The sequence below is a fragment of the Bifidobacterium sp. ESL0732 genome (genome assembly GCF_029395535.1).
In the GTDB taxonomy this organism is placed as follows: Bacteria; Actinomycetota; Actinomycetes; order Actinomycetales; family Bifidobacteriaceae; genus Bifidobacterium.
The window spans coordinates 776832-790943 of sequence record NZ_CP113920.1; the positions used below are offsets into that span (position 1 = coordinate 776832).

Consider the following 14112-nt stretch of genomic DNA (forward strand, 5'->3'; position numbering starts at 1 on the left):
GCTTTAATAAAAATAGATTTCGCATTATAGAAGAAGCAGGGGAATCAAGGTCGGATACAGAGATTATTCTATTTCCTGAGTAGCATTTTTCTGTTCCTTCAAGAGTTGAAGAATGCTCTTTACGGGTAGATAAGTTGAATACTTTCTAATCAGCCGTTGATAATAATCTGGTTCGATATTTTTAAGATAAGTTAAATAGCCTAATATTTCATCAGGCTCTCCCTCTCCATTTTTTATATAAGTATATAAGGCTTTTTTAATCTTTTTCTTCCATCTAGTGCCAGTTGTTAGACGATTATGTCTTTGAATTGTAATGCCAGTTACTTTAATATGTGATTTGCCTGAGTAAAAATGTGTTTTTCTATAATTTGGTATAAAATCATGTTCTTCAATATAAGAAAAAATGTCGCTCTGAACTTGTGGTTTGATGAACTTAGAGGACGAAATGTAAATGTCATCAGAATATCTGGTGTATATAAGTTTCGAATTTTCGCAGTAATTACCAACTTCATTATCAAAGTCATACATGATTGCATTAGATAAGTGAGGAGATGATGGTGCTCCCATACAAGCTTTATGATTTCTGAACAGTATTTTGTCTAGCGTGGCTTCCAGGTCTGGGTATAAAAGCCCTTTAGCTTTAATTTCTGAGATATGTTGATTAAGAAGTGCATTAAATGAATTATCGGTAATTGAAGGGAAAAAATTTCTTATATCTGTATGAAAAAGATGCGAGGCTTTTATATGAGCTTGTGCAGTTTTTATGGTAGAGTTCCCAGATTCATATGCCATCGCGTATTTTGAAATAGGGAAGAAATAAAAAAACTTTTTTACGGCCCAATATTGAAGTAGCTTTAGGGTTTCACTGGGTTCTCGAATGATTCTATAGCCACCAGTCTTTTTAGGGATTTTATAAGACCGATATAAAGTGTCTGCGTTTATAACGGTCGATTGTACCAAATCAATAGAAATCTTTAAATCTTCGGAAATAGAGTTGACTAAGGAATCAGGCATTTCCCATCACACTTTCATCTTTAAAACGGTATTTTCTTTCAAGGATATTGACACGTTGTTGCTGTAATGCGTTATAAGTACTAATTGTCCGATTAAAAAGAAAAAGCTGATTCTTGTCTAGAATCTCAGTGGAATAGTAATAGTCGATTTTTCTGGAATGATTTTTACTTGTCGGAACGGTTAATGTTTTTTTGCTTGCGAGATTTGCAGACTCTAAAAAAGCTAAAATATGTTTTATTTTAATTCTTTTACCCGCCCCATTTTCATTATCCATAATTAAACCTATATCCTTCTTGTACCCTTTTACTTCGCGATAAAGCATCATTAAGTCTGAAAGGCTAATAGGTGACGCTATTAATAGTAAATCCATGATTTCATGTACAAATGAATCCAATCGAGCCTGGGTCGGATTGGACTTTGGATTATTTAGTTTCCGATTTTTGAGCAGTGTACTTAATCTATACTTGAGTGTAGTTTGTACATTCAAACTCAATATTGAGGTATCATCATCCTTTACAGGTGCGTATAGAATTGATGCACCAGCATTTCTTGATTTTTCGATAGGTCCTTGAACGATAAAAGATTTATTGTTCTCATATTCCTTTTCAACCAAGATGACCAGTTTCTTATTTAATTCCTCTGAACTGTGCGAGAAAGCACCAAGTTCACAAATAGTGCCTGCACTTTCAACTGGAAGAATTATGAGATCGCATACCTCGGCAAGAAACTCTTCAAAAGTAAGTAAATCTAAATTTTGTTTTTCATTATAAAAATCTTCTGAAAAAACTATATTAATTTTTGAATTTTGCCTTGTTATAAAGTCAGCAATGTTATAACGGTTCGTATTTGATTGTTCGGAACGTGGAACACGATTGCCGTTTTTATCTAAAATTTGTTTGCCACAGATAAAAACAAAAGAATGTTCGAATGAGGGCTTTTTCATACCGTCGTTACCGGGGTCGAGGTGTGCGGAAAGATTCTCAACTACAGAATCGGGATAGATATTTGGATTAAGAACCCTTTTCTCTTTCCGCATCGCCTTGGCTCCTTACAGAGAAACGTCTACGACGGGGCCGGATTGTTTGTGACCGACTCCGAAGACTTGGAAGAGTCGGTCACAAACAATCCGGCCCCGTCCTTGCCTTACATTCCTTCGTCCGAAATTGCATTCAGAACTTAACTACTCTTAGCTAGACGTTTTGCCTATTCTAGCACATTAAGAAGACTTTTCATTATGAATGGATAAAATGTTACTTCATTTCAGCGGTACGAGCATAGTTTGCACGATTAGGATAGTGTATCGCTATGAATTAGATAACAGAATAATTAAGATTCTCATTTCTTCGTTTGTGAATATTTATTTTTAACTGTCGTTTATTTTTAACTAATTGTAAGTTAGCTTGTTGAATTTAATATGATAGTTGGGTGTGAGCAGTGATTTCTAAAGTCGTTTCATTCAGCACTAGAAACGTCGGTTCGACAGGCGGTATACATTTCTGTAGGTTTGCTTATTTCACTAGTTCCACAGTAAATCTTCAAGTAAGTTATAGCTTATTTGTTCCTTTTCTTAAAAGATGGGGATGGTTTCGGTACTGAGTTTAGGATCGTCTACTTGCGTTGCTGCGGTCCAAGCATTGCAACGCAATCTTCTTATCTAAAAATTTTTTTGATTGTGATTGAATAATTTGTGCATAAAAACTATTAAGAGACCTCGAGAGTCTGTAATTTGATTTGCACAAAAGAGTATTTTTGATTATAATATAAAATATTTGTTATGGCTTATGAAGTAAAATGTCAAAGGAGATTAAAATGAATAATCCATTAGGAAATTTGAAGCCTCTTAAAGCGCAAATGGAAAGCAAGAACTGGTCTATTGATGCATTTGATTTCCGATATAAAAAAGAAAAATATATTGTCCTTGTAAAATTGTATGAAAAGGATGAGAGAAAACCCAAATATGCTTTACTTAAATTGGAGTTTTGCAAATCTGATGATATTACTGACTCTCTTGAAACTCCAGCTAATATTCAAGGACTCATGATTGATGCAAAAAAAATACGAGAATTTTTTGGGATAGAATATTCAGAAAATCTAGGAGAAATTTTAGCACAATTTGCAACATTACTCGGAGGCTATATTCCGATAGAAATAGGTAAGAAAACAGAAGAGCAAAAGAACGCAATGGTGCATTCTCTCAGCATTTCGGATCGTGAAGACCCGAATGCAATATATTGTTATAAAGCTCAGAGAAATGGGAAAGGGAGTAATGGTGAACAACGTCATAGAACTCATTTTAACGGAGAGAAAACTAAGCTTTTACGACCGATTTTGTTTGATAAATTGAATGAGGATCCAACGATTAGTTTTTGTTATTCCACTGATTTAACCGACTCGAAAACTGATGAAGAGATTATAGCTAACTTTGGGGATAGACATAATTGATTGTGTGTTCTTCATTCAGAGGGATGTACATACCGTGCCGTTCGCGCTCGGCCATGAGGACGCAGGTGTCATCAGCGAGGTCAGTGAAGGTATCGATGGTTTCAAGGTCGGCGACCGAGTCGCAATCTGCTCACTGCTTCGGATGGTTCTCCTTGTGGCGGTTTCGACGGTGGTTATGATGAGAAGATTGCGATCAGCGCTTGCGTCACTTATCTGCTTGGTGCCACCCTCTACGTCGCCGAGGTCAGAGAGTCCGCATGGCCAGTGGCCAAGAACCTGGGCGCCATCGCCGGCGTCTACGAGCTCATGGCGTTCGGCAAGCTCGACCTGGTCACCTCCAAGATTTCGTTCAGCGAAATTCCCAAAGATTTGAAGAGGTTGTAGGCCGGCGACATCCACGATTGTCTTGTTGCTGTGTATGAGTGACGTTTGAATAGACAACTAAAATGTCTATGGTAGATAGACGCTTGGATATAGTAGATTAACAGGGTAGATAATTGAATCTCTGATCTAAGCTGTAACGAGGTTTCAAACATTCAAAGGACTTACTATGATGCTAAACGTCGCGGATGACGAACTCGGTGAAGGTCCATTACGTGTACTGTGTGCTCGTTTGATTTGGCAGCATAAAATCCATGAAAAGCAAACTGATATATATGTTTTTCATTATAAATTTTTTAATTGTTTATCTATTGGAGCTACTGCTTTGACGGGTTGTGGTATCTTTAGCACCTTTTTAAACCAAGCAACTTGGATTCGAGTTTGTTCTTTGTTGACTACGGCGATAGCTCTATTCTCGAGTTTATATACGAAAAGTATTGATTATAATCAATTGATCATTAAGGAAAGAAAGTCGGCCGAAGCCTTTTTAAGGCTTCGTGATAGAAGTTTTAGTCTGTTATATAATGTGAAACATGAAACTATTGAGTTACCTGATTTAGAGAAAGAGCTTAACGGCATTTTTAATGATTATCACCGCCTTTGTGCAGAAGCTCCTAGAATCACTGACCATGCCAATGATAAAGCTAGAAAAGCGCTTCAAAAAGGTTCTGGCTCCGACTATAAAAATTCTGAAATAGATGAATTATTGCCAGAATATTTACGTCAATCCTAAGATTTGTCTTGATTACAAGCTTTGTTGTTTTAAGGTGGCCTGTTTTTAGGTATAAGTCGATAAGCAGATTGATGCTTCTTATAAGCATCGTCTTTACTTTGCGACAAATGAAGTATGATAACGTCCGGTTTGTTGCGCACTTTTGGTTTTCAGCCTTGATTACCTTGGCGCGGTGTTTCAACCGTGTCTTTTATTATCGGTTCGAGCAGTGACATGTCCTGGTAGCGGCGTTTGGGCCATTTCTGGGTGACGTGCCTGATTCGTGCGGTGACGAGTATGAGGGCGCTGCGGCCGTCGGGGAACTGGCCGACGATCCTTGTCCTGCGGCGTATCTCGAGGTTGAGGCGTTCGATCATGTTGTTGGTGCGGATCAGCCTCCAATGCTCCATCGGGAATTCCGGCAGCTGGTAGGTCGTCGCCTCGCCGATGCCCTCGCACAAGCAGGAGGCCGCCTCCCCGAGCTTCATCCAATCGAGTTCGACGGCGACCGATTCGGCCTTGGACAACGTCTTGTCGCGGTCCTCCATGGCGAACACGGCCTTGAGCTCGGCCGCCGTCTTGCGTTTCCGACGGGGCACCTTGGCAAGGACGTTGCGCTGGAAGTGGACCATGCACCGCTGGTAGCGGGCCCCGGGGCAGCAGCTCGCCCACGGCACGCACAGCCCCGGGGTTGCGGTCGCCGACCGCCAGGCGCACGCCGGAAAGGCCGCGGCCGATCATCGTGCGGATGAACGACTCCCAGCTGGCCGTGTCCTCCTTCATGCCCTCGGCTATGCCTATGACCTCGCGCCGGCCGTAGTCGCCGACGCCGATGGCGACGAGCGCGCTGGAGTTCTTCGGCTTCACGGCCCAGCTCCGTTTCGGCCAGATGCCGTCCATGAACACGTACGGGACGTCCCGTTCCAGCGGCCTGTTCCGCCATGAGTCGATGCCCTTGTAGACCCTCTTCAGATCGTCCGAGAGAGTCTGGGGCGGCATGCGGTCGCCCCAGAGCGCTTGGCTGATGTCATCGACCTGACGGGTCGACATGCAGTTGAAGTACATGCTCATGAGCGCCTCCTTGACGCTCGACTCGCGCGTCCGGTAGTGTTGGAGGACCGCGGACTCGAACATGGCGCCCTTGAGCTTCGGCACCTTCACGCTCATGCTGCCGGCCTTCACCGTCAGCCTCCGATCATAATGCCCGGCGCGATAGGTCTTCCGGCCTTCCCTGCGCTCGTATCGGGCGGCACCGGCCACCTAGTTGCCCTCGGCATTGAGCATCGTGTTCAGGATCTCCTCGACCTTCGAGGAGACGAGCCTGTCGAGCTCGGCCTCGAACTTGGACTCGTCGACCTGTATGATTCTGCTGGCGGGGATGGTTCCCGCCAGCTTTACAGTCAGTGACTATTGATCTGGCGATTAAAAATCGTACACAGACAAGGGGCCACGCCCCCCCCCTATCAAATCCCAAAACCCAATTTGCGCAAACTACCGGACACTATCCTGACATTATCATTTTCAAATATTCGGTCCTTACATATTTGAATAAGATAAGTGACCGTTAGAAAAGTAAACAATATTGTCATTTGACTTTGTAATGTGTCTCTCGGATGTAAACAATAGTCAATTACACATAGGTTGAAGAAAATATTGACTACAGCAAAAGGCCAAGTGTTGAAAAACCAAAATTCTTGTGTGTTATTTTTTGAAGGGAAGATAAAATCATAAAATGCATATAGAGAAACAAGCAATTCAAGAAGAGTAATAAATAAATAAATAATATTAAAATTCTCCCAATTATTTCCAAAATTAATCTGCAGTGTCTTATCGAAACTATCTTTTGGTTTTCCCTTCACAGGTATCGACATCGTTGCACATAATACGAAAGTTAAGAAGATAGATAACATGTGAAAAAGTGCAACTACTTTTCTCTGTCTTCCGCCGGTAAGGCAGAGAATATACATCAGCAATACGCTTACAATCGTAATTAAATAAATAGACGCAAAAATGAAACCATACTCAAAGATATAGTGAAAACCATTAAAAACAATATAATTTACAGTTGTTTCGAGTAAGAAAAAGCAAAGGAGCAGAATTAAATCTAAAATTACGTTTGAAATAGACTTTATTTTTTTATGTGTTGTATCTTCAGGGATAGAGGGCCAGAGTAGAGCTTTGATTGCCCCTGAGTGATTTCTGTTATATATGAGTAAACTGGCACCTGCGACTATAAAAATACATAGGGTCGTTGATGAAGATCCAATCCAATAAGCGGCAAACCAGTGAAATAAATCTAAATCCATATTTTTTAGTCTATTGGATTTATACTGAAAATCAAGAATTAATTCAAATTTTGATTTTAGGACATTATTACAAGAATTTGGTCACACTTTTGCAGGGTGAGTGAAGCTTCTAAAACTATTTGACGAAATATACGGAGATTTACATTTAAGTAACTTGTCGTAAATGCTGAAAGCAGAGATACGCGAGCCTACTGAAGAACTTGTCAAGATTATGATTGAAGGTTAAAATATTTCTATTTTAGTCTCTGCCTTTTCTGATGAGGGCATCGATTGTGTTTTAGTCATTGATTTTGCAGGCTTTGGCACTACTATGTCCAGGCGTGCAAGGCATGCGAGACGCACGGCACCGTCGTGCTCGTGGGCATGGGCCGGCTGGAAAGCACCATCAACACCAAGGCGCTGATCATGAGCCAGGTCAACCTGCTCGGCTCCAACGGCGGCACGAAGGACGACATCGCCGGCGTCTACAGGCTTATGGAGTCCGGTGACCTCGACCCGGTCACCACCAAGATTTCCTTCGATGAGATTCCCGAGGGCTTGAAGAAGCTCCAGGCCGGCGACGTCCGTGGCCGTCTCGTCGCCGTTTACGAGTGAGATTTACCAGCGGTAATGATTGGGATTAAACCGTGTGGAGACGTCGAAGGCAAGACTTCGCATACGGTTTCTTTTTTGGGGTAAACATGAAAAAAATTTAGAGTCCCAACATCCCATCCTGATACTGTTAACGCTCACAACGATTACGGCAATTTCGGCATTTTGCGGTTTCTGTTCCTGCTTACACTGGGAAATGAAAGACCAGAGAAAGGGTCGATAATGAAGTCATGGATGTTTTATGGCACAAATAAGCCGTTGAAGCTGGAGGAGGTGCCGGAGCCGCACGCCGCGGCCGATGGAGTCGTCATCGATGTCAAGGCCGCGGGGCTGTGCCACACCGATGTCGGCTGCATTCGCGACCCGGGCTGGATGTCGCTGTGCAAGCCGGTACCTTTCGCGCTTGGCCATGAGAACGCCGGTGTCATCACCGAGGTCGGCAGTGACGTCAAAGGCTTCAAGGTCGGAGATAGAGTTGCATTGTGCCCGACGACTTCCGCCGGTACGCCCGGGTTTGCTTTCGACGGCGGGTTCGGCCCGAAGATCGCCATTGGCGCTGAGGCGCTGGTACGTATCCCGGATTCGATTGATTTCGTCAAGGGTGCTGCCGCGACCGATGCTGGCATGACCTCGTATCATGCGGTGGTTGTGCAAGGCGAAGTCAAGAAGGGCGAGAACGTCGGCATCATCGGCGTCGGCGGATTGGGCCAGATCGGCGCTCGCGTCGCCCATCTGCTCGGAGCCAACGTCTATGTGGCAGAGGTCAAGGAATCCATCTGGCCGATGGCCAAGGAGCTCGGCGCCGTCGACGTCAAGAAGTCCATCAAGGAGTTCAAGGACATTCAGTTCGACAAGATCATCGATTTCGCGGGCTTTGGCGACACCACTGCCGATGCGGTTGACGTCATCAAGCGCGACGGCACTGTTGTACTCGTGGGCATGGGCAAGCTGGAAAGCAACATCAACACCAAGTCGCTCATCATCAACGAGTGCACCCTGCGCGGCTCCAACGGCGGCACCAAGGAAGACATTGAAGGCGTCTACAAGCTCATGGCCAATGGCGAACTCAACCCTGTGACCACCACCATCCCGGCTTCCAAGATCCCTGAGGGGTTGCAGCAGCTGGAAGATGGAGATGTCCGTGGTCGCCTCGTCGCCGTCTACGAGTGATGAGTTGATTTATAACTCTAAACTCTGCTAGAGTTGATGACTGATTAAGCTGGGCAGTGTCCAGTTCGCAGAAGCCGCCGGTTGCTATTACCGGCGGCTTCTGCGTTTATCGAGCAGGATCAGCGATCACGCCAATACCGATTCCGACTTTGCCACCTTGCAGCAGATAGCGTTTCATGTTGCGCTGCAGAGACGTGCGTTGAGGCAGGTCAGCGATGTCGGCCGGGCAGCGTTGGAACACCCATTCGCGCCAATCCGGCGCGTCCGGGTCCGTGTCGACGATTCGGAATCGGTTCTGGAAACGGATGATATGCGAGGTCGGCGCCAGCAGTTTGTTCAATGTGGGGCTCAGCAGCCACGAACTGCATACGAACGTCGCGTGGTTCCAATCGGGGAAGTGCTGTGCGGTGAACGCCCGAATCTGCCGGAAGGAATCGTCGCAGTATTGGTCGCGAATATTCGCGTCCGAAGGAATATGGATATTGATGGCTTTGATTTTGGCCTCGTCAGCGTCATCATTTGCAGTGTCAGCATTCCTGGCATTCCTCACATATTCAGGCATGTTCTCGCCTTCGACATATTCGAATTCCAGCATGCCCAGACGAAACAGCTTCAGACTGAGCTGGCGATACGTCCAGAAGTCACGGTCGAATCCGTACGTTCCGTAGCTGGCCTTGTGCTCGCGCGTGAAGCGGTTGAAGCAGCCCATGGTGTCAAAGAAAATATTTTCGGGAATGCCTCTCTGCCGATATTTTTCGAGGCTTTCCGTCGCCGCGCATTCCAGCATGGCGTCAAGCATACGGAAGCCCTGCTCGTCTGGGGTCACCAGTTTCTGCAGTCGGTGCCACGTGTCGACAGATGTCGCTAAATCGTCGGAGGCCAGCGAATGCAGAAGCGCCTTGGAAATCGCTGGTGAGGAGTTTCTGGCCTTGGCTAATTCTCGTATGTCTTCCTCGGGCATATTCAGCTTCTTAGCCAGTTGCAAAGCATCCATTGCTCTCTCCTCATGCTGGCCGGACAACATTGTTCCGTATGGATTATTCGGTTTGACGTGTCGATTTTTATTGTATTGCCATCCCCGCATATCGGAAACGTAAGTCTGCGTAATCAGGCAGGTTCCGTACAATATAACCATGACCAAATTCTTAGCATTTACGGCGAATCCGGAACCGGCATCACTGACGCAAACCATCGGCAAAGCGTTTCTCGAAGGAGCCGCCGGAAAAGGTGCGTCCACCGAGTTCGTCGATCTGCACGCCATCGGCTTTGACCCGACCTACCGCATGGCCGACCGCAAGCAGTACCTGAACGAGGCTCCGATGCCCGATGATGCGGCCGCCCTTCAAAAGAAGATCCTCGACGCCGACGTGATTGCGCTGGTCTTCCCGGTCTACTGGTGCTCGATGCCCGCGATGATGAAGGGTTTCACCGAGCGCGTGCTCTGCCGTCACTTCGGCTACAACCCCGACGGCAGCAAGTCCGCCATCGCCGACAAGAAGTTCCGCGTCATCATGCTTACCGGCAGTTCGGAGAAGTGGTATCGCGACAGCGGCATCGATTTCGCGATACGTCAGCAGGTCATCTACTACATGTTCCACCATTATTGCGGGGTGGACGACGCCGAGTTGGTCTACGTCGACAACCTCGAGATGGGCGACAATTCGCCTGAGGCCCGCGCAGCTGCGTCCAAGCATATCGAGCGCATCAAGGAGCTGGGCGCTTCGCTGGCGTGAGCGTCTAGGCACGCGAGTCTTCTAAAAGTGTAAATAAACGAATATAAGTAAAAGCCGCAGAAAGCTGGACGAATCAGTTTTCTGCGGCTTTTTTGTTATCGAGGTTGCCTATGGTGCAGCACCTACTGAGCTTGTAGTCGAAGTCCGCTTATCTCAGTTTGCAGTCGAGATTGTAGCCTTCTCAAGTACTGCTTGCAGTCGCGGTTCCTACTTCTTCTGTTGTTGTTTCTGCTGCGGCTGTGATTGTAGCTGAGGTTGCTGCTGTTGTTCGTCAGTCAGCCGCCACTCGTGCACGACATTGTTGTCGGCGCCCAGCGAATAGATGATGTTATTGATGCGTTGCTCCTGCTGCGTGTCGGTCTCCGGGCTCCAACAGAAGCCGTCGGGGTGGTCGTTGGAGATCGGACACCATCGGTATTGCCCTTGCTGCATATTCGCGGTCGGCACCCAGTCGATCCGGTTGACCCGCCATGTGCCGGGCTTGCCGCGCTTGCCCGCGAACTGGATGCGCGCGCTCACACCTTGGTTGTTGACCTCGTTGCCGGGGATGTAGGAGGTGACGGTCACCGCGTTGCCGAGCCCGTAGACGATCCACGTATTGTGATACTTTTCGATCGGTTGTGCGCAGTGGCATCCGGCCCCGTAGATGACGTCGAATGCGCCGGTATCCGCCAGTTCGTGTGCTTCCGAGACCTGCCAGGAATCGGCCTTCGTCAGGTACTCCTGCACCGAATGCATAGCGATTGCCACCACGTCCGCGCCCTGCTGGCGTGCCGCCTTGGCCTTGGCGACGGCTTTCTGGATGTCCGAGTCATGATTGGGATCGCCGGATTCGCGCAGCCGGTCGACCTGCCAATCCTGGTCGGCGGTCATCCCGTTGAGGGAGACCGTTCCGGTGATCAGCCCCAGCTTGCCGCCTCCGGTGGGGGAGTTGATGACCAGCGGCTTCTTCGAATCCTCTTCGGTCTTGTATGACCCGGTCTGCGCGATGCCATCGGCGGCCAGCGTGTCCCAAAGCCGCGCGATGCCGGCGCTGCCCTGGTCCCAGGAGTGGTTCGTGCCGTGCGTGCACGCGTTATAGCCCACATGCGCCGCAGCGTCCGCGACCTCCGGCGGGATATTGAAGATCGGATAGGCGGAATACGGGCCGCCGCGAGGCGCGATAGGCGTCTCGAACTCGCAGACCGAAATGTCGGAACGCTGGATATACGGCTTCATATTCGCGAAGAGCGGGTCGAAGTTGAAGGCCGTGCCGTCTGTCGCGCTCGGATTGTTCTGGAAGTGCTCCCACAGTCCCTCGTGGAAGAGCAGATCGCCGTTGACGAACAGGGCGATGCAGTCGTCGTCCGGGCAGTCGGGAGAGTTGCCGTGATGCGTCACAACCGGCTTAGGCGTGGTTTTCTTGTTGACGGCGACATTTGAAACAGTATTATCGCTGGCAACGTTCGCAGCGTTGTGTTGCCTCATGCCGAAGAACAGGGCCGCGCCCACGGCCACAAGGACGGCCAGCACAATCACGCCTGCCCCAAGCAGTCGCAGTATTGGCGACGCGCTCGAAGCTGAAGCGTTGCCTGAAGCGTTGACTGCATGCTGTGCGTTGTGTCGGGGATTGGACTTCATCGTTTCGTTCTCTTTCGTCAGTTCGTCTTCGGCATTGCCGAGTCTCTCTATTCTCAACAATAGTCGTTACGCCAGTTTGACCGGATTTGCCGTGTCTTTTAGTAGCTTGTTCTTTTGTTATGCAAAAACAAGCGTCATCCATTTCTGTTCTTAGTTATTGCGACGCTCGTGGAGCGACATTTGAGACAAGGCTTTACGATTATTAATCGAAACTGTCGATAGATATGGAATACGGAATTGTTTATTCAGAATCGGTCGTAACGGTGCTCGGCATGGCGAATCATCCATGGATCGGGAGTATAAATATCGGCTTTGGGGGCACGCTGCCCGTTTCGGTTTTTGAACGTGCCATCGTTGTTTTCGATAATTCGACAATCCGATATAGCGTTCAGAAAGGCCTTGATTCCCTGTGCTGTTTCAAATGTATAAGGCGTGGTACACCAAACAGGATCCGCCTCGATAATCAAAAGTTGGGGGATTGCCGCTGAAATCGCGGAGTGGCAATTTCCTGTTTTCGTAGTTGAAGACGTTGCGTTTCCCATGTCGCCGTCAGTTTCTCGAAATCCCACGATGATACTGGCATTATCAAGATGGCTCACCTGAGCAGCCTGCGTTGCAGCCGATTCGGCGATTGTACGGTAGGAATCGTGGAATCGCGCCTCGTCGAATACGGTGAGAATATCGTGGCTCTCCTCGTCTGCCGAACGATGAACGCAGTATCCGCTGGAAGCCACAGCCTTGCCGTGATTGATAATGACACACCATTCCTCTTTTATCCCGTCGATATGGGTATTGATGGTAATCAACGAATCGGCGGGGGCATCGCCGAGGTCCTGTTGCAATTCGCTAAGGCCTCGCCGCGCGGCTCTGAATTCGGGTACCCGTCCGCGGCTCAGTTGCGACCATGGACGTTCGCTTAGTCCTTCCGGCAATTCGGCCCACGCGCGAATGTTGGAAACCGGAACAGTGATGACGGTTCGCCCTCTCAATTCCTCGGGCAAAGTGGCAAGCCAATCGGCAGCAGGCGCTGTAAAACGCAGGGCCGGAAGGCTATTTCGTTCTCGCCAGACATTGTTGGCAATCAGCAAATCGGGGGTAATCCAGACAGCGGAATCTTCCTCAAGATCACAAGCCGGCTCGAAACCGTAGTCAAAAGCAACATTCGAATGTGAGTTATCACTCATGTGAGCTTTGCCGAAATACTCCTTGAAGGCCTCCTGAACCCAGGAAAGCGGGCTGATGATGGTCAAATCGGCACTCAATTTCCCTCCGTTTTCGATATATTCCACTAAATATCTTAAGTCTACAGATTGGTTTTGAAGAGCCGAGAAACATTGCGAATATTGGATTTATAGGAAAGACGACCGAGTGATAGCGAATGTAATAATTAGACAAATCCTAAACCGCCGATTTATTCCCGCTTGCCTCGCAGCAAAATATGACACAACAGCAGGTCTTGTTTAGTATGGCCACTACAAGTTCGCTTTTCGATATGAACAATCGACTGGCAAAAATACACTACTCAAGGAGTCAATATCATGACCAAGATCGCTGTTTTCGTCGGATCGCTGCGCAAGGATTCCTACAATAAGAACCTCGCCAAGAACATCGAGCGCCTGTCGCCAGAAAGCGTCGAGTTCGACTACATCGACATGGACCTGCCGCTTTACAACCAGGACCTCGACGGCAATATGCCAGCCAAGGTAGTCGAGATGAAGCAGACCGTCGAAGCCGCCGACGGCGTGCTGTTCGTCACCCCGGAATACAACCGCAGCTTCTCCGGCGTCATCAAGAACGCCATCGACTGGGCATCCCGTCCGTGGGGCAAGAGCTCCTTCGCCGGCAAGCCCGCCGCCATCGCCGGCGCCTCAATGGGTGCCCTCGGCGCGACCCAGGCCCAGCAGGCCCTGCGCAACGTCGTCCTCTTCCTCGACATGAAGCTTATGGGCCAGCCCGAACTGTACTTCAACGCCATCACCGGCCTGGATGAGAACGGCAAGGTCGTCGAGGGCTCCGAAGACTTCCTGCGGGGCTTTGCCGAGGCTTTCGCCAAGCACGTTGAGGCCAACAAGTAAGGCTAATTTCAGCGTATCGTTTCGTCACGCTGCCGGCGTTCAGGCGTCGAGACGAAACCGGGAATTCA

Annotated in this window: 12 protein-coding genes and 2 pseudogenes; 7 read left to right on the plus strand and 7 right to left on the minus strand. The window is 48.0% G+C overall.

What is annotated here, in order from left to right:
* Window positions 1-63: 63 nt before the first annotated feature.
* Both OZX70_RS02855 and OZX70_RS02860 read right to left on the minus strand, forming a co-directional pair.
* The gene (locus OZX70_RS02855; protein WP_277181734.1) at window positions 64-1014 is read right to left on the minus strand and encodes a retron St85 family RNA-directed DNA polymerase; all 951 of its coding nucleotides are present in this window, start codon (window positions 1012-1014) and stop codon (window positions 64-66) included.
* The gene (locus OZX70_RS02860; protein WP_277181735.1) at window positions 1007-2050 is read right to left on the minus strand and encodes a retron St85 family effector protein; all 1044 of its coding nucleotides are present in this window, start codon (window positions 2048-2050) and stop codon (window positions 1007-1009) included. Before OZX70_RS02860 ends, OZX70_RS02855 begins: the two co-directional genes overlap by 8 nt.
* A gap of 773 nt (window positions 2051-2823) precedes the next feature.
* On the opposite strand from OZX70_RS02860, the gene OZX70_RS02865 reads away from it, so the two are divergent.
* The 3 genes and pseudogenes from OZX70_RS02865 (at window position 2824) to OZX70_RS02875 (ending at window position 4570) form a co-directional block, all read left to right on the plus strand.
* A complete protein-coding gene (locus OZX70_RS02865) occupies window positions 2824-3456 on the plus strand; it encodes a DUF6037 family protein (RefSeq protein ID WP_277181736.1) in 633 nt (210 codons plus the stop codon).
* Window positions 3457-3490: 34 nt separating this feature from the next.
* Window positions 3491-3535 (plus strand): annotated as a pseudogene (locus tag OZX70_RS02870) (hypothetical protein); the annotation flags it as partial.
* 471 nt (window positions 3536-4006) lie between these two features.
* Window positions 4007-4570, plus strand: a complete 564-nt coding sequence (locus OZX70_RS02875; protein WP_277181737.1) for an SLATT domain-containing protein — start codon at window positions 4007-4009, stop codon at window positions 4568-4570.
* A 149-nt stretch (window positions 4571-4719) separates the two neighbouring features.
* On the opposite strand, the pseudogene OZX70_RS02880 reads toward OZX70_RS02875, so the two are convergent.
* Together OZX70_RS02880 and OZX70_RS02885 are read right to left on the minus strand one after the other, a co-directional pair.
* Window positions 4720-5929, minus strand: a pseudogene (locus OZX70_RS02880) (IS256 family transposase).
* A gap of 83 nt (window positions 5930-6012) precedes the next feature.
* The gene (locus OZX70_RS02885) at window positions 6013-6855 is read right to left on the minus strand and encodes a hypothetical protein (RefSeq protein ID WP_277181739.1); all 843 of its coding nucleotides are present in this window, start codon (window positions 6853-6855) and stop codon (window positions 6013-6015) included.
* A 351-nt stretch (window positions 6856-7206) separates the two neighbouring features.
* On the opposite strand from OZX70_RS02885, the gene OZX70_RS02890 reads away from it, so the two are divergent.
* Together OZX70_RS02890 and OZX70_RS02895 are read left to right on the plus strand one after the other, a co-directional pair.
* Window positions 7207-7449, plus strand: a complete 243-nt coding sequence (locus OZX70_RS02890; protein ID WP_277181740.1) for a hypothetical protein — start codon at window positions 7207-7209, stop codon at window positions 7447-7449.
* Between the two features lie 219 nt (window positions 7450-7668).
* Window positions 7669-8616, plus strand: a complete 948-nt coding sequence (locus OZX70_RS02895; RefSeq protein ID WP_277181741.1) for a zinc-binding dehydrogenase — start codon at window positions 7669-7671, stop codon at window positions 8614-8616.
* A 106-nt stretch (window positions 8617-8722) separates the two neighbouring features.
* Here OZX70_RS02895 and OZX70_RS02900 read toward each other — a convergent pair whose 3' ends face one another.
* Window positions 8723-9610 (minus strand): acyltransferase domain-containing protein, encoded by an 888-nt coding sequence (locus OZX70_RS02900; RefSeq protein WP_277181742.1) that lies wholly within the window; start codon window positions 9608-9610, stop codon window positions 8723-8725.
* A 139-nt stretch (window positions 9611-9749) separates the two neighbouring features.
* Between OZX70_RS02900 and OZX70_RS02905 the strand changes: the two genes are divergently transcribed.
* The gene (locus OZX70_RS02905; RefSeq protein ID WP_277181743.1) at window positions 9750-10349 is read left to right on the plus strand and encodes an NAD(P)H-dependent oxidoreductase; all 600 of its coding nucleotides are present in this window, start codon (window positions 9750-9752) and stop codon (window positions 10347-10349) included.
* Window positions 10350-10556: 207 nt separating this feature from the next.
* On the opposite strand, the gene OZX70_RS02910 is transcribed toward OZX70_RS02905, so the two are convergent.
* Window positions 10557-11816: a CapA family protein gene (locus OZX70_RS02910; RefSeq protein WP_277182080.1), complete on the minus strand. Its 1260-nt coding sequence runs from the start codon at window positions 11814-11816 to the stop codon at window positions 10557-10559.
* Between the two features lie 398 nt (window positions 11817-12214).
* Window positions 12215-13231, minus strand: coding sequence for a hypothetical protein (locus OZX70_RS02915; protein ID WP_277181744.1), 1017 nt, complete (start codon window positions 13229-13231; stop codon window positions 12215-12217).
* 276 nt (window positions 13232-13507) lie between these two features.
* On the opposite strand from OZX70_RS02915, the gene OZX70_RS02920 reads away from it, so the two are divergent.
* Window positions 13508-14044, plus strand: coding sequence for an NAD(P)H-dependent oxidoreductase (locus OZX70_RS02920; RefSeq protein WP_277181745.1), 537 nt, complete (start codon window positions 13508-13510; stop codon window positions 14042-14044).
* The last annotated feature ends 68 nt before the right edge of the window (window positions 14045-14112 follow it).

What these genes read in the sequence shown, in the direction of transcription:
- OZX70_RS02910 (WP_277182080.1), bottom strand. Translation starts at nt 11,816, where the DNA reads ATGAGGCAACACAACGCTGCGAACGTTGCCAGCGATAATACTGTTTCA.
- OZX70_RS02895 (WP_277181741.1), top strand. Translation starts at nt 7,669, where the DNA reads ATGAAGTCATGGATGTTTTATGGCACAAATAAGCCGTTGAAGCTGGAG.
- OZX70_RS02875 (WP_277181737.1), top strand. Translation starts at nt 4,007, where the DNA reads ATGATGCTAAACGTCGCGGATGACGAACTCGGTGAAGGTCCATTACGT.
- OZX70_RS02855 (WP_277181734.1), bottom strand. Translation starts at nt 1,014, where the DNA reads ATGCCTGATTCCTTAGTCAACTCTATTTCCGAAGATTTAAAGATTTCT.
- OZX70_RS02885 (WP_277181739.1), bottom strand. Translation starts at nt 6,855, where the DNA reads ATGGATTTAGATTTATTTCACTGGTTTGCCGCTTATTGGATTGGATCT.
- OZX70_RS02920 (WP_277181745.1), top strand. Translation starts at nt 13,508, where the DNA reads ATGACCAAGATCGCTGTTTTCGTCGGATCGCTGCGCAAGGATTCCTAC.
- OZX70_RS02860 (WP_277181735.1), bottom strand. Translation starts at nt 2,050, where the DNA reads ATGCGGAAAGAGAAAAGGGTTCTTAATCCAAATATCTATCCCGATTCT.
- OZX70_RS02900 (WP_277181742.1), bottom strand. Translation starts at nt 9,610, where the DNA reads ATGGATGCTTTGCAACTGGCTAAGAAGCTGAATATGCCCGAGGAAGAC.
- OZX70_RS02905 (WP_277181743.1), top strand. Translation starts at nt 9,750, where the DNA reads ATGACCAAATTCTTAGCATTTACGGCGAATCCGGAACCGGCATCACTG.
- OZX70_RS02865 (WP_277181736.1), top strand. Translation starts at nt 2,824, where the DNA reads ATGAATAATCCATTAGGAAATTTGAAGCCTCTTAAAGCGCAAATGGAA.